General features: G+C 61.1%; 20 protein-coding genes. 11 read left to right on the top strand and 9 right to left on the bottom strand.

Going from position 1 to position 24667, the window contains the following annotated elements; genetic code table 11:
• Both AC3Z8Y_RS09935 and AC3Z8Y_RS09930 read left to right on the top strand, forming a co-directional pair.
• Complete coding sequence (locus tag AC3Z8Y_RS09935; protein ID WP_490089531.1) at positions 1–834, top strand: ABC transporter permease; 834 nt, start codon at positions 1–3, stop codon at positions 832–834.
• A complete protein-coding gene (locus AC3Z8Y_RS09930) occupies positions 831–1544 on the top strand; it encodes an ABC transporter ATP-binding protein (RefSeq protein WP_490089530.1) in 714 nt (237 codons plus the stop codon). Before AC3Z8Y_RS09935 ends, AC3Z8Y_RS09930 begins: the two co-directional genes overlap by 4 nt.
• A 12-nt stretch (positions 1545–1556) precedes the next feature.
• Here AC3Z8Y_RS09930 and AC3Z8Y_RS09925 read toward each other — a convergent pair whose 3' ends face one another.
• The 4 genes from AC3Z8Y_RS09925 to hppD form a co-directional block, all read right to left on the bottom strand.
• The gene (locus AC3Z8Y_RS09925) at positions 1557–3692 is read right to left on the bottom strand and encodes a right-handed parallel beta-helix repeat-containing protein (protein WP_490089529.1); all 2136 of its coding nucleotides are present in this window, start codon (positions 3690–3692) and stop codon (positions 1557–1559) included.
• Between the two features lie 981 nt (positions 3693–4673).
• The gene (locus AC3Z8Y_RS09920) at positions 4674–5168 is read right to left on the bottom strand and encodes a hypothetical protein (protein ID WP_490089528.1); all 495 of its coding nucleotides are present in this window, start codon (positions 5166–5168) and stop codon (positions 4674–4676) included.
• Positions 5165–6334, bottom strand: coding sequence for an AAA family ATPase (locus tag AC3Z8Y_RS09915; RefSeq protein ID WP_490089527.1), 1170 nt, complete (start codon positions 6332–6334; stop codon positions 5165–5167). Before AC3Z8Y_RS09915 ends, AC3Z8Y_RS09920 begins: the two co-directional genes overlap by 4 nt.
• A gap of 317 nt (positions 6335–6651) precedes the next feature.
• Positions 6652–7728 carry a 4-hydroxyphenylpyruvate dioxygenase gene (gene hppD, locus AC3Z8Y_RS09910; protein WP_490089526.1) on the bottom strand — a complete coding sequence of 359 codons (1077 nt, stop codon included), beginning with the start codon at positions 7726–7728 and terminating at the stop codon, positions 6652–6654.
• Positions 7729–7978: 250 nt separating this feature from the next.
• Between hppD and maiA the strand changes: the two genes are divergently transcribed.
• Positions 7979–8605 (top strand): maleylacetoacetate isomerase, encoded by a 627-nt coding sequence (gene maiA / locus AC3Z8Y_RS09905; RefSeq protein WP_490089525.1) that lies wholly within the window; start codon positions 7979–7981, stop codon positions 8603–8605.
• 6 nt (positions 8606–8611) lie between these two features.
• Here maiA and AC3Z8Y_RS09900 read toward each other — a convergent pair whose 3' ends face one another.
• Positions 8612–9421: an IclR family transcriptional regulator gene (locus tag AC3Z8Y_RS09900; protein ID WP_490089524.1), complete on the bottom strand. Its 810-nt coding sequence runs from the start codon at positions 9419–9421 to the stop codon at positions 8612–8614.
• 107 nt (positions 9422–9528) lie between these two features.
• On the opposite strand from AC3Z8Y_RS09900, the gene hmgA reads away from it, so the two are divergent.
• Positions 9529–10830 carry a homogentisate 1,2-dioxygenase gene (hmgA, locus tag AC3Z8Y_RS09895; RefSeq protein WP_490089523.1) on the top strand — a complete coding sequence of 434 codons (1302 nt, stop codon included), beginning with the start codon at positions 9529–9531 and terminating at the stop codon, positions 10828–10830.
• Positions 10827–12107, top strand: a complete 1281-nt coding sequence (fahA, locus tag AC3Z8Y_RS09890; protein ID WP_490089522.1) for a fumarylacetoacetase — start codon at positions 10827–10829, stop codon at positions 12105–12107. Before hmgA ends, fahA begins: the two co-directional genes overlap by 4 nt.
• Before the next feature lie 16 nt (positions 12108–12123).
• Here the strand turns inward: fahA and AC3Z8Y_RS09885 are convergent, their stop codons facing one another.
• Positions 12124–13476: an aminotransferase-like domain-containing protein gene (locus tag AC3Z8Y_RS09885; protein ID WP_490089521.1), complete on the bottom strand. Its 1353-nt coding sequence runs from the start codon at positions 13474–13476 to the stop codon at positions 12124–12126.
• A 131-nt stretch (positions 13477–13607) separates the two neighbouring features.
• On the opposite strand from AC3Z8Y_RS09885, the gene AC3Z8Y_RS09880 reads away from it, so the two are divergent.
• The 5 genes from AC3Z8Y_RS09880 to AC3Z8Y_RS09860 all read left to right on the top strand — a co-directional run bounded on the left by AC3Z8Y_RS09880 (position 13608) and on the right by AC3Z8Y_RS09860 (position 20426).
• Positions 13608–14897, top strand: coding sequence for a hydroxymethylglutaryl-CoA reductase, degradative (locus tag AC3Z8Y_RS09880; RefSeq protein ID WP_490089520.1), 1290 nt, complete (start codon positions 13608–13610; stop codon positions 14895–14897).
• Positions 14894–15820: a hydroxymethylglutaryl-CoA lyase gene (locus AC3Z8Y_RS09875; RefSeq protein ID WP_490089519.1), complete on the top strand. Its 927-nt coding sequence runs from the start codon at positions 14894–14896 to the stop codon at positions 15818–15820. Before AC3Z8Y_RS09880 ends, AC3Z8Y_RS09875 begins: the two co-directional genes overlap by 4 nt.
• Positions 15821–15878: 58 nt before the next feature.
• Positions 15879–16361 (top strand): hypothetical protein, encoded by a 483-nt coding sequence (locus AC3Z8Y_RS09870; RefSeq protein WP_490089518.1) that lies wholly within the window; start codon positions 15879–15881, stop codon positions 16359–16361.
• Positions 16358–17746, top strand: a complete 1389-nt coding sequence (locus AC3Z8Y_RS09865; protein ID WP_490089517.1) for a tripartite tricarboxylate transporter permease — start codon at positions 16358–16360, stop codon at positions 17744–17746. Before AC3Z8Y_RS09870 ends, AC3Z8Y_RS09865 begins: the two co-directional genes overlap by 4 nt.
• 127 nt (positions 17747–17873) lie before the next feature.
• Positions 17874–20426, top strand: a complete 2553-nt coding sequence (locus tag AC3Z8Y_RS09860; protein WP_490089516.1) for a M10 family metallopeptidase C-terminal domain-containing protein — start codon at positions 17874–17876, stop codon at positions 20424–20426.
• Positions 20427–20546: 120 nt separating this feature from the next.
• Here the strand turns inward: AC3Z8Y_RS09860 and AC3Z8Y_RS09855 are convergent, their stop codons facing one another.
• From AC3Z8Y_RS09855 to AC3Z8Y_RS09845, 3 genes are all read right to left on the bottom strand, one after another.
• Positions 20547–22778 (bottom strand): TonB-dependent siderophore receptor, encoded by a 2232-nt coding sequence (locus AC3Z8Y_RS09855; RefSeq protein ID WP_490089515.1) that lies wholly within the window; start codon positions 22776–22778, stop codon positions 20547–20549.
• Between the two features lie 255 nt (positions 22779–23033).
• Complete coding sequence (locus AC3Z8Y_RS09850) at positions 23034–23495, bottom strand: PA2169 family four-helix-bundle protein (protein WP_490089514.1); 462 nt, start codon at positions 23493–23495, stop codon at positions 23034–23036.
• Positions 23496–23656: 161 nt separating this feature from the next.
• Complete coding sequence (locus AC3Z8Y_RS09845) at positions 23657–24037, bottom strand: RidA family protein (RefSeq protein WP_490089513.1); 381 nt, start codon at positions 24035–24037, stop codon at positions 23657–23659.
• 178 nt (positions 24038–24215) lie between these two features.
• On the opposite strand from AC3Z8Y_RS09845, the gene AC3Z8Y_RS09840 reads away from it, so the two are divergent.
• Positions 24216–24614, top strand: a complete 399-nt coding sequence (locus AC3Z8Y_RS09840; RefSeq protein ID WP_490089512.1) for a RidA family protein — start codon at positions 24216–24218, stop codon at positions 24612–24614.
• Positions 24615–24667: the final 53 nt, after the last annotated feature.

Genomic DNA, 24667 nt, shown 5'->3' with positions numbered 1-24667 from the left:
ATGGCTGTGCCGAGTAAAAGCCTGGGCAACGCACAGGCGCGATCCCAGGGGCCGGGCCGCTCGCGTTGGCGCACGCCGCTCAAGGGCTGTGTGCTGCCGGTGGCGATCATTGCGGTGCTGGAAGCGGTGGTAAGGCTGGGCTGGGTACCGGCCTACCAGATGCCCGCGCCCAGCGACGTCGCCGTTACGCTGCTGGACCTTGCCCAGGGCCCGCTGGGCAAGCACATCGGCGCCAGCCTTTTGCGGGTCCTGATCGGCTTCTTCATCGGCGCATCACTGGCGTTGGTGTTCGCGGCCTGGGTGGGCCTGAGCCGCGAGGCCGAGGCTTACCTTGAGCCCACGTTCGCTGGCTTGCGCGCCATACCTAGCCTGGCCTGGGTACCATTGCTGCTGTTATGGCTGGGTATCGACGAAAGCTCCAAGATCATTCTGATCGCCATCGGGGCGTTCTTCCCGGTGTACGTAAATGGCGTGGCAGCCATACGCAACATTGATCGGCGGTTGGTGGAAGTCGGCCAGATGTATGGGTTCGGCCGGCGCCGGCTGGTGTGGCGGATCCTGTTGCCAGCCGCCATGCCGGGTTTGTTCACCGGCCTGCGAAGCGGGCTCAGCATGGCGTGGATGTTCGTGGTCGCCGCCGAGCTGATCGCGGCTACCAAAGGGCTGGGTTACCTGCTCAGCGATGGTCGCGAAACGTCACGGCCAGACATCGTGCTGGCGGCGATCATTACCCTTGCCGTGCTCGGCAAGATCAGCGACGGCGTATTCGCCAGCGTCGAGCGCCGCTGGTTGCGTTGGCGGGACACCTACACCGGGCAGGGAGGCACCCCATGAGTGAGGTACTGCTGAATGTTCACGTGCGCCGAAAAGCCTTCGGCCAGGCGCTGGTACTGAACAACACAAGGGTGACGTTGCACCGCGGCGAAATCGTCAGCCTGCTGGGCCCCAGCGGGTGCGGCAAAAGCACACTGTTGCGGATCATCGCGGGGCTGGAGCGCGATTACACGGGCGAGCTTCGGCAAAGCACCGAACACACCGCCTTTGTGTTCCAGGAACCTCGCCTGATGCCGTGGCTGAGCGTGGAACGCAACATCGGCTTCCACGACGATGCGCATTTCGATCGGGCCTGGGTTAACCAGTTGCTTAAGGAAGTCGGCCTTGAGGGCTTCGGCACGGCATTGCCCAAGGCATTGTCTGGAGGGATGGCCCAGCGCGTCGCCATCGCGCGTGGGCTGTACTCCCGGCCGGGGGTGTTGCTGCTGGACGAACCCTTCAGCGCGGTCGATGCCTTCACCCGGATGAAACTTCAGGATCTGCTGTTGCAGTTGGCGCAACGGCACAACATCGCGTTGCTGCTGGTTACCCATGACATCGACGAAGCGCTGTACCTCAGCGACCGCGTGTTGATCATGGGCAACCGCCCCAGTACTGTCCGGCAATCCCTCGAGGTGCCCTTGCCGCAGCCGCGCGACCGGCGCCACCCCCTGCTCGCCGAACTCAAGGCGCAAGCCTTGACGGAATTGCATTCGGCACACGTCATCTGAATGCCCGCGAGGTCAAGCCGCTGCCTCTACCTGCGGGGCAGCCTCGCCCAGCAGTGTCAACGGTGTCTCGGTTTCAGGCACGCCCCAGGCCCCTGCTGGCAAGGGCTGGCTGTTGTAGCCCTCGGGGTGGGCGAAGATGATCGCGGTGTCCGATTGCAGCGCGGTCATGTTGATAGGGAAGAACGCCACTTCGAAATGCCGACCCAAGGCATCGGTTTCCAGTGACTTCAGCACCCCTTCACCCCGGGCGGCAACCCACTCCAGCAGCAGCGTGTGGTTGTAACCATTACCCAGGCCGGTGAACCCCAGCGCACTCACGTCGATGCTGTCGTTGCCCTCCAGGTCGAAATCCATCACGGTGTCCCGGTGCAACAATACGTCGTCGTCTGCACGCCAGCTGTCCTTGAGCGAGGTGTATACGAAGGTGTCGCTGTCAGCGCCCCCGCTCAGCCGATCGGCCCCCTCGCCTCCGATCAAGCGGTCTTCCCCCCTTCCACCCGAGATCACATCCGCCCCATTGGCCCCGATCAAGGTTTCGCCCGAGGTGCCGCCGTTCAAGGTATTCGCCGCAGTGTCGCCTTGCACCAGGGCGCGGAAGTTGCTCGGTTGCAGGTTGGGCGTCCATTCGCCTTTCAATATCAGTTCGAAACGGTTGCCGTTGGCGTCAGCATCGAAGCTTTGGAGGTAGATCAGGCCGCTGCCCCTGTGTTCGACGAGCTTTAGGGTGCTGCCGTGGCCATCCCCCAGGCCAGTGAAGCCGAGCTGGGTGAGGTCGAGCTGGTCTTCGGAATCGAAGTCGTCAATCACGTCGGCATGGGAGACATCACCGGCGCGGTAGCTGTCCGTCATGGCGGTGTAGAGGAACGTATCCCCGCCGGTCCAGTCGTCCCAACCGCCATGCAAGCGGTCACGGCCGGCCCCGCCCACGAGAATATCGTTATTCTCACCGCCATCGATGCGGTCGTCGCCCGCGCCGCCCACTAACAGCTCTCGCGCCAGGGAGCCGGACAGGGTGTCGGCCGCTGCCGTGCCGAACTGGTGAATGAACATCTGGTTGTCGCGGATGACACTGCTGAGGGTACCTTGCCGTGTGGCGTAGTCGACCTGGCTGATCACGTTGTCGGTGATTCGATTGTTTCCGCCCAGCCCACTCGCTTCAGCGATGCCGTACGTGGAATTGGGCCAATAGCCCCCGCTGACGACGTTGCCGTGGACGTCGATGAACTGGGCGCTCAGTGAGGGCACATAAACGACGCCGGTCAGCAGTATTTCCGCGCCTTCGATCCGCTGGTTATTCTCATGGATGTTGTTGAACGTGATCTCGCCCAGCCGGCTGGCATCACTGTGTATGCCGTACGATAAATTCAGCGTGGCTTCTACACCGGTTACTCGGTAGCCCGCGACATTCTCGATATGAATGCCCGTTTCACGGTTCTCGGTGAAATGCCCGCCACTCACCACAATGTTGCCCACCTGGTCATCCCTCGTGGTGTTCGATGCGGTGCCTTCCACCAGGCGCACCCCATCACCTGCATTGCCGTAGCCATCGCTGTCGAGCATGCGCAGGGTACCGCCCAGTTGATAGCCATCGCCCACGTTGGCGTAGGACGTGTTGTGTTCGAACACGCTGTTGCGCAAGCCGTCGGCGATCACACCGTCCTTGCCATTGTCGTGGGCGGTGCTGTTTCGCAGGGTCACCGTACTGCCAAGGCTGCGAAGGTCGAAACCGTTGCCGCTGACGTTGTGCACGTCCACATCGTCGATCACCAGCCCGCTTGCCTGACTGACGGCTACACCGTCCACAGGCCCGATATCCGCCACGGTACTGGTGCCGTCGATACTCAAGTGCTTGAGTTGTACCCCGGTGCCTTCGGCCCGCAGAATGCCGGCGGCTGACGTGACACCGCTGGCCAGCTTGAGGATAGTGGCCTCAGTGCTGAGGCCTTGAAGGGACACACCGGCCTTGACCAACAGGCACCCGCCATCTGCGTCCTCGCCAGGGCTGAGCCGAAAGGTGCCGGCGCCTATGGTCACCTGCCCGCCGCCCGCCGCCGCTGCTGCGTCGATGGCGGCTTGGATTGCCTGAGTGTCGTCTGTTACACCGTCGCCCTTGGCGCCGTAATCCTTCACGTTGAATTCGCTGGCCATTGTCCTGTTCTCCCTGCCGCGGCGCGCTCAAGGTGAATGGAAAAGGCAGTGAAGAACGCAACACGGGCCCTGAAACTTTAGACCAGATTCTTGCCGTGGCAACTGCACAGAGACCGGGCCCAAGTGTTATGGCGACTACAGCGTACACCACAAACACCGCTCATTATGGAGCACTGCGAGGTAAAACAAAGACCCAAACTACCCGGTACCGGTACTGTCCTTCAGTTCTGATCAAGTCCGCGCACGAGGGCCCCAATGGCTGCCGCCGTGTAGCCTAATAATTCATTCAAAAGCTGTTACTTGCACAATGCATATGACCTGACCCATCCCGAGGACCTGAAAGATATCACTCGCATCCATTCCCAGCTAGAGCGGATGCCCCAACAGTCGACAGTAACTCCTGCGTAGGACCCGATAGCCGAAGTACCACTTATATCGGCAGCCACACAGAACATCTTTGTGGCCGCGACACTCAGCGATACCAGAGGCAGGTTGGAGATAGTATTAATATCCGATGATTCAATGGAAAGCCATGACTTAGACTTACCTGCTTTAAGCTAGCGATGCCGCTACCCTGAGCTATACTTTCGAAGTAATCCCGCTACGGCGCTGGCATGCGCTTACCCAGCCTCCGATTACCAAAGATAAATGATAGTGAGTGGTATCGATCAGTCGGCTTACCCTTCCAAGCATTCGACCTAAGCTTTTAGGTCCGCGATCCAGACTAGATTTAAGCACTAAATCGATGGTATATAGCCGCAGCAATAACGGCTGTGCCTGGAGCGAGCCTACACCGAACGGCCAGCTCTGCTATTAGCCGTTCCAAACCGTCTCCGCTGCCGTTCCGTGATATAACCTCACCACATGCTGAGAGGCGCTATTTTCCAGACTTAGCCCCTACGTCTTATTTCACCGCAACGGAATCTATGCTTTGCCGACGATTAATGGCGCAAAGCACGGCGCTCCGCAATTTGCAGTGCTCTACCTTTCTTCGAGCAGGTAAAAATTGTGATTTAGGTCAATAAATACAAGATAAAACGCGTTTCGATCATAGGGAACAGACCCTAGCAATTGCTTCTCTGGGTGACCTCCAGGAATCGTAAACCCTATAAACCTGGCAGAATTATCTAATCTGAATCTACACCAGTTCACGTCATGCGGGACAAACTTCGGATGGATAAAGTTACTTCTTAATGGGAAGGCGCCGTAATCTGCCAGCACCTTAAGACCGCCAGCACCACAGCGGCGGTTACGCCAGTACCCCAAGTCCTGCCTCGTAAAATCTTTCATTTTCTCCAGCATTTCTGCTAGAGCTCCCGGATGTAGCGAAGAAAAAGAACTGCCGTATTCCTGCGTATCATCAAAAAATGAAAAGTTAAATTTAAATCTTTTTTCTATATCAGAATTCTCAATACTGTTAACAGGGAAGCTATCAAGAAATTTTGCTTTCTTAGAATTCTTCTCAAACTTTTTCATATCCTAGGCACGCCCCCCAACTTACCTTCTCTATAAAGCCCTGAAATAGGTCGATCATTCCTTATAATATCACCTGGAATTTCGTCGAGTCGATAGCAAAAGCTTTCACCGTTTTCCTTGGCGACTAAATAGGTTCTATATTTCCCCAAATAGTCCATAATCTCGAGGTTATGAGAGGTGAAAATTATCTGTGCATCTAATGGATTTGTAGATTGCTCTATAAAAATATTCAGCAAGTAGGGAAGAAGAGCTGGGTGATAGTTTGTATCAAGTTCATCCAGCACCAGGGTACCACCCACCTTTAGCGCTATATAGTATTGATAAAGCCTGCGAAATAGGGCCGTGGTGCCGTCAGACTCGTGCCAATAGGTTAGCCAATTAGACTCTACACCGTCGCCCACATTGTGCTCATGGTGAAATATCGGAAAATATCTTTTTTCCCCCGACTCAACAATGGACTCATGTATAACAATGTCATTGATACCCAAATCGGCATTTTTTATGATATTTTTTGTGAATTCCAACGCATCTGGGTTATTAAAATAGAATTTCGCCGCAGCCGCATGATCATATATCTCCTTATCATCGATCATACCGAGCGCGCCGGTATTACCTCTAACCTTACACAGAAAATTCCATACATTCTTTAAGTCATCGCCCAGATCCTTTATTTGATAATGCCTTGCTGTATCCACAATCGACGAATTATTCTTTAATATAATCAGATCAAGTGGGGAAAGCTCAGCGGTCCTATATTTTATAGAATTCCCCCTTCTTTCCAGAATTAGTGTTTTTCTAGCTACTTTTTTATATATAGCCTCTCTTACCACTCCTTGTTCAGAGGCAGTAAGCTCGTACATATATCGGATACCCGCGCTTGAGAAATCTATATAAAACTCAGACGACTCCGGACTTTTAAAGAAACTTTTAATACGGATCTCATCACCCTCATCTTCAGTAAAAGAATCCGTTACAAAGCCAGAAATAAATCTTAATGCTTTTAATATATTTGACTTGCCAGAAGCATTTCCACCTTTTATACCCAAGACTGTCGTTACCTTTCGTGAGAAAGTTACAGATTTGGGTACTTTTGAATTGAGCTCAAAAGAAACCGTGAAACCGTCTTTAAATGAAAAATAATTACGAGCACCAAACGAATAAATCATGACCTTAGACCTTCTTCGCGTCAAATATGACATGAAGTCAGCATAAGGCATGGGGACATGGAAAGCTATATTCGCTTTCATGCCGCGCACTGCAGATCGCTACGCAAATACTTCCCAACCCAAGCCTAACCTCCTCGCGAGGGCCGTTGGCAGGGCATAGGAGGGGCCTGACCGCTTAGAGCCTGCGTAACGTGCTTACTTTTGAAACCGCTGCTCTGATCGGTGATCCCAGTTGGCTGCGGGCGACTTGGTGGTCAGTCTTTAGGCCGACTCAGGGAAGACAATGAACTCCATGTGGCTGGCGGAGGCACCGCCACTCAAGACGTGGACAGCACCCCTCGGCGCACCTGGTCGCGCTCGATGGATTCGAACAGCGCCTTGAAGTTGCCCTCGCCGAACCCGTCGTCACCCTTGCGCTGGATGAACTCGAAGAACACCGGGCCCAGCAAGGTTGCCGAGAATATCTGCAACAGCAGCCGCCGGTTGCCGCCCTCGGACGTGCCGTCGAGCAGAATGCCCCTGGCTTGCAGGGCGTCTTCCGGCTCGCCGTGGTCAGGCAAGCGGCCCTGCAGCATTTCGTAGTAAGTGGCCGGCGGTGCGGTCATGAAGTTCATGCCCAGGGCCTTGAGCTTGTCCCAGGTCTGGATCAGGTCGTCGGTGATAAAGGCCACGTGCTGGATGCCCTCGCCGTTGAACTGCATCAGGAATTCTTCGATCTGCCCCGCGCCCTTGGAGGACTCTTCGTTCAAGGGAATGCGGATCATGCCATCGGGTGCCGACATGGCCTTGGAGGTCAGGCCGGTGTACTCGCCCTTGATATCGAAATAACGAAGCTCGCGGAAATTGAACAGGGTTTCGTAGAAGTTCGCCCAATAGGCCATGCGGCCCCGGTACACGTTGTGGGTAAGGTGGTCGATCAGCTTCAGGCCGGCGCCTTCCGGGTGGCGGTCGACCCCTTCGATGAACTCGAAGTCGATGTCGTAGATAGAGGTGCCATCGCCAAAGCGGTCGATCAGGTACAACGGCGCGCCCCCGATACCCTTGATGGCGGGCAGGCGCAATTCCATGGGCCCGGTGGGAATTTCAACCGGCTGCGCGCCGAGTTCCAGGGCCCGCTTGTAGGCCTGGTGGGAGTTCCTCACCCTGAAAGCCATGCCGCACACGGAAGGCCCATGCTCCGCCGCAAAGTAAGCCGCAAGGCTGCCCGGCTCGTTGTTGAGCACCAGGTTGATGCCACCTTGGCGGTACAGCACTACTTGCTTGGAGCGGTGATGGGCAACCTTGGTGAAGCCCATCATTTCGAACACAGGCTCGAGAATGCCCGGCGTGGGCGAGGCAAACTCGATGAATTCGAAGCCCATCAGGCCCATGGGGTTGTCGTAGAGGTCAGTCATGGCGGTATCCGGTTGGTCAGTAGGGAGCAGGCAAATGTGCTGTTTCCACTACCGGGCCGGCGGCGCGCAGGATATTCCTCGTACGCTGCGGGCGAGAAAATCGCCGAGAAGCAACTGCAACCCAAGAACCCTCACACGGTGCGCTCCTTTGTTATTCGTAATATGGTTACGCAAAACGTAATCTCCGCCAATTCGCCGGAGCTGTCAATTGCAGGCGCGCGCCCATAACAACAAGGCACAGGAGCAAGCCGTGGACCTTTATACCTATTACCGTTCCACGTCCTCTTATCGGGTTCGCATCGCGCTGGCCTTCAAGGGCTTGAGTTACAGCGCCCTGCCGGTGAACCTGCTCGAGCGCGAGCATCTGCAGCCCGCCTATCAAGCGGTGAATCCCCAATGTCGCGTGCCTGCGCTGCGCTCCGATGGTGGGGACATACTCGTCCAGTCACCCGCCATCCTCGAGTACCTGGAGGAGCGCTACCCTGCCCCGCCCCTGTTGCCGGTAGATGCGCTGGCCCGGGCACGCCATCGCAGCGTGGCGGCGATCATCGGCTGCGATATTCATCCACTGCACAATGTGGCGGTGCTCCAGCGCCTGCGCGAGCTGGGTATCGAGGAACCTCAGGTAAGCGCCTGGATCGACCACTGGGTTCGCGAAGGCCTCGGCGCGGTGGAGGCGCTGATCGGTGAGCAGGGCTGGTGCTTCGGCGAGCCGGGGATGGCGGATGTTTACCTGCTGCCACAGGTGTATGCCGCCCGGCGCTTTGCCGTGGGCCTTGAGGGCTGGCCACGTATTGCCCGGGTGGAAGCCCTGGCAAAGGCGCACCCGGCGTTCCTCGGCGCGCACCCTGACCGGCAGCCAGACACCCCGGCCTGACCTGCGTTAAACGTCCAGCGGCCGGGCCCCGCCCATGCGGTCGGTAATAGCCTGAGCGGCCTGCTGCAGCCGCTCGGCGGCGGTTGCCTGGTTGGGCGGCGTGAACACCGAAGCGGCGCCCACTACGGTGATAACCCCAGCCAGGACGTGGCCCGTGGCGAACAACGGCGCGGACACGGCATTCACCCCTGGCATCAACAACCCGTGCACCTGGTTCAGGCCGGTGGCCCGGATGTGCGCCACACGCTGCTCGATGTCCTTCACAAAGGCCGTGCCCTGGCCTGCGCTTTCTTCGTGCAGGAGTGCGGCGGTTTCGGCGGCTGGCAAGTAACTGTTGAACACCATGCCCGTGGACGAGCTGAGCAACGGCAGCACCGACCCCACACGGGTCACCAGCGTGACCGCGCCGATGGACTGTTCCACATGCACCACGGTCGGGCCTTTGTTGCCCCATACGGCCAGGAAGCAGGTTTCGTTGAGCTCATCGCGCAGGCCCTGCAAGTGAGGGCTGGCGATTTTCAGCACATCCAGCCTGCCCAGCGCCGCCAAGCCGACCAGCAGCGCCTCGCGGCCCAGGCCGTAATGGTTGGTGGCCGGGTCCTGCTCGGCGAACCCGCTGGCGATCAATGCTTGCAGGTAGCGATGGACCTTGGCGGCGGGCATGCCCACATGTTCGGCCAGCCGGGACAACGACGTGCTGGGCGCCAGCTGCGCCAGCCCTTTGAGGATGCCCGTACCCACTTCGGCAGCCTGTACCTTTTGCTGCCGTCCAGGGGTGGCGGGGCTGGCTTCCGGCTGGGGGATGTCGCTGGCCATAAGGGGTAAGTGCCTTTGCAAAGAAGTGCGGGTTTATAGCTTGACCCGCCAGCGAACTCAAATTACGTTAATCGTAATTCAATTACAAAAAACAACAAGAGGTCGCCATGCACTCCTCAGCTGGGCACCCACTTACTTACATCAGCGGCTTTGGCAACCAGTTCAGCAGCGAGGCGCTGCCCGGCGCCCTGCCCCAAGGCCAGAACTCGCCGCAACGGCCAGAGTACGGCCTTTATGCCGAACAATTTTCAGGTACTGCGTTCACCGTGCCCCGCAGCGAGGCGCGCCGTACGTGGCTGTACCGAATCAAACCCTCCGCAGCCCACCCGCGCTTCGAGCGGCTCGAAAGGCAGATCCCTGGAAGGCATGCCGGCCCGATCACGCCCAATCGGTTGCGCTGGAACCCCATGGCCTACCCTTCCACGCCCACCGACTTGATCGATGGGCTGTTGAACCTGGCGGCCACGCACGGCAGCGAGCAGGCGAGCGGCGTGAGCGTGTACCTGTACAGCGCCAATGCTTCCATGCAACGCGCCTTCTTCACGGCCGACGGCGAGTGGTTGCTGGTGCCCCAGGCCGGGCGGCTGCGAATTGTCACTGAGTTGGGTGTGCTGGAGGTTGAACCGCAGGAAATCGCCCTGCTGCCGCGCGGGCTGAAGTTCCGGGTGGAACTGCTCGATGCCTTGGCCAGGGGCTACATCTGTGAAAACCATGGTCGCCCGCTGCGCCTGCCAGACCTGGGCCCCATCGGCAGTAACGGCCTGGCCAACCCGCGGGACTTCCTTGCTCCGGTTGCAGCGTTCGAAGAAAGCGCCACGCCCTGCACCCTGGTGCAGAAATTTCTTGGCGAGCTGTTTTCCACTGAGCTCGATCACTCGCCTTTCGACGTGGTGGCGTGGCACGGCAACAACGTGCCCTGCAAGTACGACCTGCGGCGGTTCAATACCCTGGGCTCGATCAGCTTCGATCATCCGGACCCTTCGATCTTTACCGTGCTCACCTCGCCCGGCACGGCCGACGGTGTCGCCAATGTAGACTTCGTGATCTTCCCGCCCCGCTGGCTGGTGGCGGAAAACACCTTCCGCCCGCCATGGTTCCACCGCAACGTGATGAATGAATTCATGGGCCTGATCACCGGGGCCTACGATGCCAAGGCCGAAGGCTTCAGCCCGGGCGGGGCTTCCCTGCACAGCTGCATGAGCGCCCATGGGCCGGACGACGCCACGGCGCGCAAGGCAATGGCGGCAGACCTGCAGCCGCAGAAGGTGGATAACACCATGGCGTTCATGTTCGAGACCTCGCAGGTGCTCAGGCCCAGCCAGGCGGCACTGGACAGCGAACACCTTCAAAGCGATTACGACGCCTGCTGGGCGGGCCTTTCCAGCCACTTTTCCCGAGGCCATTCATGAGCACCTCCGCTTTGCGCAGCTGGGTCACCAGCGCCAACGGCCACGCCGACTTCCCCTTGCACAACCTGCCAGTGGGCATCTTCAGCCGGTTTGGGGGAACGCCACGCGGCGGCGTTGCCATCGGCGATCAGGTGCTGGACCTTCGCGCAGCTGTGGCCGCCGGAGTGTTCACCGGCAGCGCATTGGCCGCGGCAGAGTGCGCCAGCGCCAGCACGCTCAATGGCTTCTTCGGATTGGGTGGTGGCCCTCGCCGCGCGCTACGCTCGGCGTTGCTGGACCTGTTGGGCGAGCACAGCAGCCATCAAGCCCGGCTGGCGCCTGCGCTGTACCCGCAGGCGGATTGCCAGATGCACCTGCCCGCCGAGGTGGGCGACTACACCGACTTTTACGTGGGCATTCACCACGCCACCAACGTGGGCAAGTTGTTCCGCCCCGACAACCCGCTACTGCCCAACTACAAATACGTGCCCATCGGCTATCACGGCCGGGCCTCTACCCTGAACGTCAGCGGCACCGACGTGAAACGCCCTCACGGCCAAACCCTGCCAGCCGGAGCAAGCGTGCCCGTGTTCGGGCCTTGCCAGCGGCTGGACTACGAACTTGAAATGGGCGTATGGATCGGCCCCGGCAATGCCCAGGGCGAGCCTATTGCCATCGCCGATGCACCCGAACACATCGCCGGCCTGTGCCTGCTCAACGACTGGTCCGCCCGGGATATTCAGGCCTGGGAATACCAGCCACTGGGGCCGTTCCTCTCCAAAAGCTTCGCCACTACCTTGTCGCCCTGGGTGATCACCGCCGAAGCGCTGGCGCCGTTCCGCTGCGCCCAGGCGCCCCGCCCCGAAGGTGACCCACAACCGCTGGCCTACCTGCTCGATGCCAACGACCAACAGCAGGGCGCGCTGGACATCGAACTGCAGGTGCTGCTGCTCACTCCCCTCATGCGCGACGCTGGCCTGGCCCCGCAGCGTATCGGGCTGAGCAACACGCAGCATATGTACTGGACCATGGCGCAGATGGTCACCCATCACGCCGTCAATGGCTGCCAGCTGCGGCCGGGCGACCTGATGGGCACCGGCACCCTCTCTGGCCCTGAGCCCGGGCAGCACGGCAGCCTTCTGGAAATCACCGAGGGCGGCACACAGTCCCTTATCCTGGCTAACGGAGAGGAACGCCGCTTTCTGCTCGACGGGGATGAAATCATCCTGAGGGCGCGCTGCCACCGCGACGGCGTGGCGCCAATCGGCTTTGGCGAATGCCGCGCGAGGATCTGTTGAACACCCGCGGGCGCGCTCAGCCTCGCAAACGGTCGATATAGGCCACGTTCAAGCGCGTCCAGGGCACGGTGCGATGCTGGTCGGGCGAAAAGATATGCCCAGGCGCTACCATGCAACCCCTGGGCTGCCATATGCGAGTAAGGTCTTTGGCGTCGCTCACATCAGGAAAGCGCGCCCACAGGTAAAGGCTGGCCTGGGGTGCGCAGAACACCTGAGCGCCCAGCTCGGCCAAGGTCTCCAGCCCTTGCGCGGTCGCTTCCCTGACCCTGTCTTGCAGGCGCAGGCAGTGGCGCACGAAATGCCCTTCGTCCAGGATCACATCCACCGTGCGCTCACAGAACTCGGACGAACTGGTGTGCAACAGCATTTTCAGGTCGCCGAGTTCGTCGATCACCTCCCTGCTGCCAGCAATAAAGCCCACCCGCAGCGCGGCGGATACCGATTTGGAGAAACTGCCCACATAGAGCGACCGCTTCAGTTGGTCCAGGGCGGACACCTTGATCGTGGTGGCAGGCTTGAAGTCTGCGAGGGCGTCGTCGTCCACCAGGTAAAAATCATGCTGTTCGGCCAGTTGCACCAATTGATGGGCCTTGCTGGGTGAAATGTCCGAGCCTGTGGGGTTGTGGCCTGCCGACTGAATGAAAAACAGCTTGGGCTTGTGGCTGCGCAAGTGTTGGCGCAACGCGTCGATGTCGGGCCCGTCAGGTAGCCGCGGCACCGCGAGCATATTGGCACCGTGAAGCTTGAGCTTGCCGAACAGCGGGTAGTAGCCCGGGTCTTCTACCAGTACGTGATCGCCCGGGGCGAGGAAGCGGCGAATGATCAGGTCCAGCGCGTGATTGGCGCCGTGGGTGGTGACGATTTGCCGGGGCGTGGCGCTGATGGCATAGCTCCCGAGCTTGCGAACCAGGTGATGGCGCAGTGCCGGGTTACCGAGGCGGTTGCCATAGCGGAACAACGTGGTCACGCCGGTGCGCATGATCTGCCGGGTGAACCGGTCCAGGCGCATGTCCATCAGCCAGTCCGTGGGCGGGAACCCTTCGCCGAGCGGGGCCTGCCCAGGTTCGCGCACGAACTGCTGGCGCATCAGCCAGATGGTGTCCATGGCCCGGGCGTAAGGTGCGGGCTCCTCCGCTTCCTGGCTATGGCTTGCTCCCGGCCTGACGAAAAACCCCTGGCCGTGCCGCGCTTCCACCAAGCCTTGGGAAGCAAGCTGCTCATACGCCGTGATCACGGTGTTCTTGGAGTGCCCGAACACCCGCACGCATTCGCGCAGGGACGGCAATCGGTCCCCTGCCTGGTACGTACCGTTGCCGATCTGTTCGGTGAATGTCGCTGCCAGCTGTTGCGCCAGTGTTTGATGAACCATGGCCGTGCCCTTTGCTCGCCTCGGCCGAGGGTACAGCCTGGGTACTGTTTGTCCAAACTGTACCTTTGTTGTGCCAACGTGCCGGGCTAGGGTAAGGGCCAATGACCATAAGAACCGTACAGGACCCTTCCATGAGCCTCGACTCCCGCCTCCCTGACTTCCGCGCCATGGCCCCGGCTGACCGTCTCGGCCAGCTGCGCGAGCGGCTTTCGCTTTCCGACGCCGACGTGGCCTTGCTCAGCGAGGCGGGTGCGCTCCCCTTGGCCATCGCCGACGGCATGATCGAGAACGTAGTGGGCACCTTCGAGCTGCCTTACGGGATCGCCAGCAATTTCACCATCAACGGCCGGGATGTGCTGGTGCCGCTGGTGGTGGAAGAACCTTCGGTGATCGCCGCCGCCTCCTTCATGGCCAAGCTGGCCCGGGAGGCCGGGGGTTTCAAAACCTCCAGTACCCTGCCGCTGATGCGCGCCCAGGTACAGGTGGTAGGCATCGCCGACCCCTACAACGCCCGCTTGAGCCTGCTGGCGCGCAAACAGGACATCATCGAGCTGGCCAACCGCAAGGATCAGCTGCTCAACCAACTGGGTGGCGGCTGCCGGGACCTGGAAGTGCACACCTTCCCCAGCACTCCGCGCGGCCCGCTGTTGGTGGCCCATCTGATCGTGGATGTGCGCGATGCCATGGGCGCCAACACGGTGAACACCATGGCCGAAGCCGTGGCACCGCTGATCGAAGAAATCACCGGCGGCAAAGTGCGGTTGCGCATCCTCTCCAACCTGGCAGACCTGCGCCTGGCCCGCGCCCAGGTCCGGCTATCCGCGGAAACCCTGACCACCACAGCGTTCAGTGGCGAAGACGTGATCGAGGGCATCCTTGACGCCTACAACTTCGCCGCCGTGGACCCCTACCGGGCCGCGACCCATAACAAAGGCATCATGAACGGCATCGACCCGGTGATCGTCGCCACCGGCAACGACTGGCGCGCGGTGGAAGCCGGCGCCCATGCCTATGCATGCCGCGAAGGTCATTACGGCTCCCTGACCACCTGGGAAAAAGATGCCCAGGGCTACTTGGTAGGCACGCTGGAAATGCCCATGCCGGTGGGCCTGGTGGGCGGTGCCACGAAGACGCACCCGCTGGCCCAGCTGTCGTTGCGCATTCTGGGCGTGAAAAGCGCTCAGGAGCTGGCCGAAATCGCTGTTGCGGTGGGGCTGGCGCAAAACCTCGGTGCGCTGCGTGCCTTGGCCACCGAGGGTATCCAGCGGGGGCACATGGCATTGCATGCGCGAAACGTCGCGTTGTCTGCCGGCGCCCGCGGTGAGGAAGTGGATTGGCTGGTGAAGCAGATGGTGGCAACCCACGATGTGCGCGCCGACCGCGCCGCGGCACTGTTGCAAGAAAAACGGGCACAGCCATGAGCCTGGCCAGCAATGATGCCGTGCGGGTAGTGGAGGTCGGCGCCCGCGACGGGCTGCAGAACGAGGCACGCACCCTGCCTGCGGCCGTTCGGGTGGAGCTGCTGACGCGGCTTGCCGACGCCGGCCTCACTACCCTTGAAGCGGGCGCTTTCGTATCGCCGCGATGGGTACCGCAAATGGCCGGTACCGATGAGGTGTTCAAGGCCTTACCCCAACGCCCGGGCGTGACATGGACAGCATTGGTACCCAATGAACAGGGCTTGGATGCGGCGCTGGCCGCGGGCTGCGTTGAAGTGGCCGTGTTCGCCGCCGCTTCCGAGGCCTTTTCCCGCAAGAACATCAATTGCTCTATCGAAGACAGCCTGGCGCGTTTCGAGCCAGTGCTGGCCCGGGCCAAGGCCAGCGGGATTCGCGTGCGCGGCTATGTGTCCTGCGCAATGGGCTGCCCCTTCACCGGGGCCGTGGCGCCAGGCGAGGTGGCGGCGGTGAGCACGGCGCTTTACCGCATGGGCTGTTACGAAGTCAGCCTGGGCGACACCATCGGCGCTGGCACCCCTGCCAGTACCCGTGCGTTGATTCAGGCCTGCGCCGAGGATGTGCCCGTCACTGCCCTCGCCGGGCACTTCCACGACACCTACGGCATGGCTATCGCCAATATCCATACCGCGCTGGAGCTGGGCGTGCGGGTGTTCGACAGCGCCGTATCCGGGCTGGGTGGCTGCCCTTACTCGCCCGGCGCCACGGGCAACGTGGCCACCGAAGACCTGCTCTACCTGCTCGATGGCCTTGGCCTGCGCCATGGTGTGAACCTGAACGCCGTGGTGGACGCAGGCACCTTCATCGATGCCGCGCTGGGCCGCGAGTCAGCCTCGCGGGTGGCCCGGGCAGTGCGCGCCAAGCGCCAACGGGCGGTGCCGGGCTGAGCCGCCTGCCCTACCCTGTCCATAACAATAAAAGCCCGAAGGGCACTGGGAGAAACCTGTGAAGCAGCAACTCTACGAAGTGTGGGGTGACACGGTAGACAGCCGTCACCTGGGATATTCGATTCTGATTGGGGCGGTGGTCAGCCTCGGCGCGTTTTTCATCGCGCAGCATTTCCTTCTCGCTTGGGTAGCTTCGGCGCAAATGGCCCGCGCCTACGCCATGCTGGTGGGCATTCTCGGTTGCCTGAGCGCCGGTGCCATCAGCGCCTGCCTGTTCAAGCCCAAACGCATCGTGGTCGAACATCAGGCCGATCCCGCCCAGCGCGCCCAGCTTCTGCAAGAGCTGAAGGAAGAATTCGGTGACCTGGGTCGGCTGGCCGACCTTCCTGCGTCCACGGTGGCGGAACTGAAGGAAATGGACCTGTATGAACTGTTCGCGGCCGAGGAGCGTGCTGCGTCTTCGGTGCGGGCCGAGGCACCGCGTGCGAATACCGTGGCAGTGCCGCCCGCCGCGCTCGCTGTAAAAGGAGGCCGCCCATGACTGGCCTGGTTCTCGACCAACTGTTGATAGCTCTGGGGATGGGTGTGCTGGGCGCGGTGATTTTCGCCGGCATCGGCCTGATTTCCGGCAGCGACGAAACTACCACCCTCGCGCCGCTCACCTTGCTGGTGGTGCTGCTGGGCGTGCCCGCGCCTGGCGTGCTTACTTTCTTCCTGGCCGGCGCGGTCGCCAAGCACATGACCCACGCGGTACCCACGGCGCTGCTGGGTATTCCCGGCGACACCATGGCCACACCACTGATGCGCGAAGCCAACCTGCTGCGCAACCTCGGCGTGCCGCACATTGCCCTGCGCAAGATGATCTCCGGCGCGGTAATCGCCGCACTGATTGCCGTGCCCCTGGCCGTGCTGTTCGCGGTCATGCTCGGGCCGTTCGGCGACCCCATCAAACGGGCAGCGCCATGGGTGTTCCTGGCAGCCGCCGTCGCCATCGCGTGGTTCTCCAAGGGTCGGCTGGCCGCGGTGTTGGCGTTGATTCCCTTTGTGCTGGTGATCGTGGGGCTGCAGGCGGTGACCGCGCAATACGGGGTGAAGCTCAGTGTGAGTTACTTCCTGGGGATCGCCATCGGGCCGTTGATCGCGGCGCTGTTCTCACTGCTGGCCCCCAACGAACGCCAAGCCATGAGCCGAGCGCACGCGCGTACGTTTTCACTTTCCCCGGACGTCAAAGGCTGGGGCGGTTATTTCCCCAATCCCTTGCGTGTACTGGACCGCAAGCAGGCCTTGTGGACGGGTGCCACGGCGGTGGTTTCCAGCGCCACGTTCGTGTTCAGCCCGGTGGCCATGACCGTGATCATGGGCGAGGTAGTGGGCGCCCGGGTGAAGCACGTATATCACCGCCTCACCACGGTGATCGCCGCCCGTAACGGCGTGACCGAGGCCACCTACATCGCCGAGGCGCTGATCCCGCTGATTGCCTTCGGCTTGCCCCTGAGCCCCGTGGCTGCGGGGCCCGCCGCGCCACTGTTCAATGCTCCGCCGCGCTTTACGGTGGACGCCGCCAGCGGCCAGGTGAACAACCTGCACAACCTGCTCAGCACCTGGGAATTTCTCGGTTACGGCATGGCGGCGGTGATCATCGCGGTGCTGGTCGCCTACCCCTTCACCATGAACTACGCCCACCGGGCTGCCTCGTTCGTGTCGCGCAAGATCAGCCATGAAGCGGTGATTTCCACCTTTGTGGGATTGATTCTGGTAATCGGCATCTGGGAAGGCGGCGCGCTGGGCCTGCTGGTCATTGTTACCGTCGGCCTGCTCGGCGGGCTGTTGTCGCGCTTCGTGGGCTTCAACATCGGCGTGCAGTTCATGGGTTATTACACGGCAGTGCTCACGGTGCCGGCGCTGGCGGCATTGCTGGCCGCCTGAACGCCCCATCCATAACAACAACGCAAGGGTCACGGAATGATAAGCGGCGCACAAATGTGGATCCTTTGGGCACCTCAAGGCTCTATAGCAGGCACGCCCGTGCTCTGACCTTCTGGAAGATTTCTCAATGACTGATTTCAACGCAAGTGACTTCGGCGCGCTAGGCGATGGCCGCAGCAATGACACCCAGGCACTGCAGGCGGCAATTGATGCCGCAGCGGCGGCGGGGGGAGGCACCGTACGTCTTTCAGGCGGCACCTACGTGATCAGCGCCGAGCAAGGAGGGGCGGCGCTGTTGCTCAAGGCCGGGGTTGTTCTCGAGGGCCCAGGGGGGTATGAAACGCCCGCCACCTTGAAACTCGCCAATGGCGCGTCTTCCACTGACGCGCTGATAGAAAGCGTGGGCGACCACACCGGCGCGCGGTTCCTTACACTCGATGGCAACCGTACCCATACCACTGGAGAAACCAGCGGTTGGGTCAATGGTGACAGTACCGACGTGACACTGGACCACGTGCGGGTCACCCAGGCGTCCGGCTACGGCCTGGACCTGCGCGGCGATAACAGCCAGGTGCAGGTACGCGCTGCCACCACCGACGCCAATGGCCTGGATGGAATCATCGCCTCGGGCCTGGTGAACAGTCAGCTCAGCGACACCTATACCCGGGATAACGGCGGAAACGGCCTGACGGTGACCGGCCCGTTGACGGTGCTGGACACCCTCAGCACCGCTAACCAGGGCCACGGCGTGCTGGTTGTGGGCGATGCCGACGGCACCGCCGCCACATTGATCTCGGGCCAGGTAGATAGCAATGGCCTGAATGCCATCCGCCTGGAAGGCACCACCGATGCGCGCGTGGAGCAACTGCTGTTCAGTACCCATATAGGTGGCGCTGCGGTACAGGCAGTGGATGCCACGGGTACACAGATCATCGACAACACCTTCCTGTCCAATGGCCGTGAGGGAGAGCTGTCCGAGGTTGCCTTGCAAGACAGCACCGGCTCACTGGTGCGCGGCAACATTTTCCAGGATCAGCGCAGCAACGATTTCACCACATTGGCACCGACCATCCTGGAAACCGGCCAGAGCGATGCCAACAAGATCGAGGCGAACTACATCGGCGCAAGCCTTACCGCGCCACTGCTGGTAGGCCCCGACAGCACCCTGCTGGCTAATACGTCGACGATCTACACCGCCGGCACCGCTGGCAACGACGACATTAGCTATAACAATAACTTCAGCTTCGATGATCGCGTGATCCAAGGAGGAGCCGGCAACGACGTGATAGCGGCCGGGGCCGGCAATGCGATACTGGTAGGCGGTAGCGGCGTGGATGTGCTGGTAGGTACCGCGACATACTTCCAGCGCTCCAGTGCAACCTTCCGTTACGACTCGGTGGAAGACAGCTACCGTGATGCCACCAGCAGCCATGCCGATCAGATCCGTGGCTTCAACGCGGCCACGGACAAGCTTGATGTCGCCAGCCTCGGCTTCAGCGGGCTGGGTAATGGCCACGACGGCACCCTGGCGCTGGTGTACAACGCCGCCAAGGACGTCACTTACCTCAAGAGCTACGATGCCGATGACCAGGGCAACCGTTTTGAAGTGGGCCTGAAGGGTGACTACCGCGACCTCCTTACCGCTGCCAACTTCCAGACGTTGATTTCCGGTACAGAGGGGGCGGATAGCCTCAAAGGCACTACCCACGGTGAAGAAACCCTGGTGGGCGGTACCGGGCGGGACACCCTCTCGGGCCTGGGCAGCGATGACCGCCTCGACGGTGGCGCCGGCGGTGATCGCCTGAGCGGCGGAACAGGCGCGGACACCTTCCTTTTCAGCGCACTGGCAGACAGTACCGTCACCGCTGCCGGCAGCACCCAGGGCCGGGACCTGATCACAGACTTTGACATTAACGCCTTTGATCGCATCGACGTCAGCGCGCTGGGCTTCACCAACCTTGGCGACGGCACTGGAACCTCCCTGGCTCTGGTATATGACAGTGCCAGCGACCTCACGCGCCTGTACTCCAAAGCACTCGACAGCCAGGGCGGGCATTTCGAAGTGGCCCTGCGGGGTGACCAAGTAGCCGGCCTGCAATTGGGGGGTATCGACTTCACCTTGAGCGAGGGCGACAAGGTGGTCACCAGCTTGCCTCCTTATCGCAATTTCATAACCGGCACCGAGGGCAATGACGTGCTAACCGGCGGTAATAATGCGGATATTATCGATGGCGGCGCCGGTAACGACCGTATCAATGGTGGCGTCAACGAAGACTGGCTGACAGGGGGCGCCGGCGCTGACACGCTGACCGGAGGTAGCAGCGGGGATGTGTTCGTGTTCCATAGCCTCGAAGACAGTTATCGCACCGCCACCGCCAGCCATTCGGACCTGATCACAGACTTCAGCCAAGGGTGGGACACGCTGGATGTAAGGGACCTGGGGTACACCGCGCTCGGTGATGGTACCGGCGGTACGCTGAAGGTGAGTTATAACGCCAGCGTTGACCGCACTTACGTGCGCGATCTCACCACTGACGACCAAGGGCGCTCATTCCAGGTCACCCTCAGCGGTAATCAGGTCGCAGCCCTTGATGAATCGCGCTTTATCTTTGCCTATCCTCATAGCGAGGTAACGGTAGAGCTACTGGGCCATAGTGATGCAGGTGCTACTGCCGCCTGACGGGGCGTCTGGATTACAACGCTCACCCACCGCGTATCGCGAGCGCTGTCAGCTGCGCGATACGCCGTTGGGTTGTTTGAGCGGGAGGTTATCCTGGCCACCCTCCTCAATGCACGATGTTTACCAGCGCAGCGCCACGGTGCCGAGCACGGTGCGCTCCTCGCCCCAGTAGCAACGGCCAGCGTTGTTGCAGCCGCTTACGTATTCCTTGTCGAACAGGTTCTTGGCGTTCACGTCCACCGACCAGTGTTCGTCGATGTCGTAGCCCACCAACGCGTCCACCAAGGTAACGTCGCCAGTCTTGAGTTTTCCGTACAAGGCCGGGGACGTGTAAGCGAAGGTGTTATCGAAGTAGCGCACGCCACCGCCTAGCCGCAGGCCGCGCAGCGGGCCATCGAGGAAGCGGTAGGTCGCCCAGGTCGAAGCCTGGTTGCGCGGGATGCCAGTAAGCTGGTGATCCTCTACCAACGAGCCGGGCCCATCCTTCTTCACCCGGGCATCGGTATAGGTGTAGGCCGCGGTCAGGCTGAGGTTACGGGTCAGGTCGCTGTTCACCTCAAGCTCTACGCCCTGGGATTCGCTCTTGCCCACCTGGCGGCTGAAGCCGTTCGAGCCCGACACCACGTCGTCGGTCTTGGTGAGGTCGAACACCGCCGCGCTGAACGTGGTGTGCCAGCCCACCGGCTCGTACTTGAGCCCGATTTCGTATTGCTCGCTGAGGATCGGGTCGAACAAACCGCCGCCCGGCTGGGACGATTGCTGCACGGGCGTAAACGCCGTGGAGTAGCTCAGGTATGGCGACAGTCCATTTTCGAACTGGTACATCACGCCGGTCTGCCAGCTGAAGCGATGGTCCCAACCGTCCAGGTCGGTACCGGCCACCGCCGCGCTGCCGGGCCGGGCGGCGCTGGCGCGATTGCGGTACTCGCTGTGCACCCAGTCCTGCCGGCCGCCCAGCAGGAATATCCAGTGGTCATACTTGCTCTGCAGCTGGCCGTAGGCGCCGTACATGTGCTGGTCGAGCTGGGAGTTCTGCACGTACTGGGTGGTGTTGGGCTGCACGGGGGAGAACACAGGGTTGAACACGTTGTAGGTGCCACCTAACCCGGCGTCCCAATCCTGGTTGTACGAGGTGCGGTCGTAGCTGGCGCCCAGCAACACGGTGTGTTCCAGCGCACCGGTGTTGAAGTGCCCCTCGAACTGGTTGTCCACCGAATACGTCAGGGACTTGTTGTCACGGTCGTACGCGGTGCTGCTCAAGGTGGCGCCGAAGCCGCCATTGCCCAGGTTGTTCGGCCAGGTCTCGTGCCGGTTGACCCGTGATTGCAGGTAGCGCGAATTTTGCCGGAACTGCCAGGTGTCGTTGAGCTGATGGCTGAACTCATACCCCAAGGTCCAGGTTTCGCGTTCAAAGTCATCCCAGTTCGGGTTGCCATTGAACTGATCCTTGCCGACCTTGCCGTTGGGGTTGTCCAACAGCGTGCCAGCCGCCGGATAGCCCAGCAGCAGCTTGGTACGGTCGCGCTGGTAGCTGGACAGCAACGTGAGGGCGGTGTCTTCGCTGAAATTAAAGGTCATCGAGGGGGCCAGATAGATCCGGTCATCTGGCACCGTATCCACCTGGGTGTCGGCGTTGCGCCCCAGCATTACGATACGCCCCAGCACGCTGTCGCCCTCGCTCAGCGGCCCGCTCACATCCAGCGCCAGTTGGCGACGGTTGTTGCTGCCATACGTAAGCCGGGCTTCGCCCTGTGCGTTCTCGGTCGGTTTCTTGCTCACCAGGTTCACCAGGCCACCCGGGGCGTTTTCGCCATACAAGATGGAGCTTGGCCCCCGGAACACTTCCGTACGCTCCAGGCCGTAAGGCTCGGTGGTGGTGTCGTAGCGGTTGCCCTGCAAGCGCAGGCCATCCTTCAACAGGCCATAGCCGTAGTCTGTGGCGTTGTAACCGCGGATCGAAAACAAGTCCCCAGCCAGGCCGTCGCCCACGGCAAACGGCGGCGCGAAGATCCCCGGCACATAACCCAGCACATCGGTGAGGGTTTGCGCACCCTGGTCGCGAATGCGCTGCTGAGTGACTACCGAAACGGAGCGCGGCGTTTCCGCCAGCGGGGTACTGGTTTTGGTTCCGGCCGTGCTGCTTCTGGCCCGGTAGGCCTGGGCCTGGGGGTCTTCCTCCGGGGCCTGCGCCGATACCTGGATGTTCTGAAGCTGCACCGCAGAGGCTTGACCTGCCGCGGGCGCTCCCTCCTCTGCCGGCGCCATACCCGACCACGCGGCGCTAGCTACCAATGCCGCTACCGCTGTTCGTTGAAACGAATAATTACCGCGCGCCATCCCAGCTTCCCCCATCCTTGCCGTTACGGGGCTACTACCCCGGAGTCTGACGAAATGTGTCAGAAAGTACGGAAATGTAACAGGGAAGCATTCTCATTACTATCTAGGTGTGATCCATTCGCGCAGCGTTTACCCAAGGGGTATGCACGATGGGGGAAATAATAGGAGCGATGGCGTACGGGGGTTTAAATACAGGGGGCGGGGGCGGCTATACAGCGAAGCTTGCGAATAGGGGTGGAGCGGCGCATGGGCGCCGCTCCGAAGGCGTACTTACTTCTGGGCGCGAGCTTGGTCGCGCAGCGCCTTGATCTTGTCGTGATTGCGCATTACGCCGTCGAACTGCTTCTGGATCACAGCGCGAACGTCAGCGGTGACATCGGTGTTTTCCAACGCCTTCTTGTAGCTCTTCTTGGCCACGTCTTCGCCGCGCTCGGCTTCGTTCAGCAGCGCAACGTCGTCCTTGCCGGTAACGGCGGACTTCAGGTCGACCCAGCGGCGGTGCAGGTCGCCGGCCACGCTGGTGGAGGTTTCGGGGTCGCCGCCCAGCTGGCGGACCAGGCCTTGCAGCTCGACGGCAGCGCTGGCGGTATCGACGGCGGCGCTAGCGAAGATCGCCTTCAGCTCAGGGTTTTTGGTGTTTTCGGCGAGGTCCTTGAAGCCCGCTTCGCCGTCTTTCGAAGTTTCGATCAGGTCGTTCAGTACGCTGATGTTTTCTTTATTGACGTCGGTCATTTCAGATCTCCCAAGTGGACGGCCCTGATGGGCCCTAGAGGCAGCCATGTGTAAGCGCTTGTACTGCGTTCACTGAGTTAGGGCGTGCCGTTGGGCTTATGGTTCAGTTTTTTTGCCAACCAGGGCCGGATAGGAGATACACGGGCGCCAGGCGCGAAGGGCTAGCCGCGAGCAGCGATCGCTGTCACTTCCACGCGCATGCCTTCCACCGCCAGCGAGGCGACGCCCACGGCGGCACGAACCGGCCATGGGCGGCTGAAGTAGCGCTGGTACACCTCGTTGAATCGAGGCCGTTCGCTGATATCGGTGAGGTAGATGGTGAGGTGCATCACCCGATCCAGGCCGCTGCCGGCGCGCTCCAATGCCGCCTTCAGGGCCTCCAGGGTGCAGACGCTCTGCGCTTCGATGTCACCCAGTTCGAGGCTGCCGTCGGGTCGCGCGGGGATCTGTGTCGTCACCAGCATCCCGTTGAACGCAGCTACGTCGGAGGAAATGGACTCCGGGTCGGCATCGGGAAGGAATTCAATAGTGTGCTCGGTCATAAGCTATCAGGCCTTGTAGTGGTTACCGCCATGCCCGGTACGGCAGGCGAAGCGTTTCGATCCGGGTGCGATGATACCGCTATCCTGTCCGGGCAGTGCGCGACGCCCTGCACGAACCGCTGGAGTCCGCGCTTGCGTGGTTCCTCAAGAACATCACTTTTAGCTCAGGGAGCATGACATGACGATTACCCGCTATGGCAGCGGCAGCACGGCCGCCGGGGGCACGCCGCGGCCGTTTGCGCGCGCCGTGGAGGCCGATGGCTGGCTGCATGTGTCCGGCCAGGTGCCGGCACTGGAAGGAGAAATCGTGCCCGGCGGCATCGTCGAGCAAACCCACCAGGCGATGAAAAACCTGGTCGCCATTCTGGCCGAGGCCGGTTACGGGCTGGAGGACGTGGTGCGGGTAGGCGTATGGCTGGATGACCCTCGGGACTTCACCAGTTTCAACAAAGTGTTCGCGCAGTATTTCAGCCCGGAGCACGCCCCGGCCCGCGCCTGTGTACAGACCAGCATGATGGTGGACTGCAAGGTCGAGATCGACTGCATCGCCTATCGCCGCAAAGCCCCGGCGGCATGACTGTGCCGCTTATGCGAACGCCCTTCCAATGAATCAAAATCCGATCACGGAGC

The sequence above is a fragment of the Pseudomonas sp. 3MAES_34.3B genome (assembly GCF_058145875.1).
Note: the sequence above shows the minus strand (reverse complement) of the source record. Positions and strands in the feature narration are given on the sequence as shown.